Annotated in this window: 1 protein-coding gene; it reads right to left on the bottom strand. The window is 66.2% G+C overall.

The features are described 5' to 3' along the window. On the bottom strand, window positions 1-240 hold a 240-nt coding region (locus GJQ66_RS13740), incomplete at both ends, for a DUF6421 family protein (protein WP_230379692.1).

Raw genomic sequence — 240 nt, 5'->3', positions numbered from 1 at the left:
CAGGTGAAGCGCTCGGGCGCCTCGCGCACGGCGATGGTCTCGGGGAAGAGGACCGCGGAGTTGGTGTCGTATCCGGAGGTGAAGTCCTCGAAGGTGATGCCGCAGAACATCGGGTTGTCGTAGCGGGTGCGCTCCAGGTCGGCCAGCCAGTCGGGCCAGACCATGCGCAGCACGACCGCCTCGAAGTTGCGGTCCGGGTTGCCGTTCTGCGTGTACATGGGGAAGACGACCAGGTGCTGG

The organism is Microbacterium sp. ZXX196, from assembly GCF_009709595.1.
Lineage (GTDB): Bacteria > Actinomycetota > Actinomycetes > Actinomycetales > Microbacteriaceae > Microbacterium > Microbacterium excoecariae.
The sequence above is the reverse complement of the archived record's forward strand: the minus strand, read 5'-3'. Positions and strand labels throughout refer to the sequence as shown.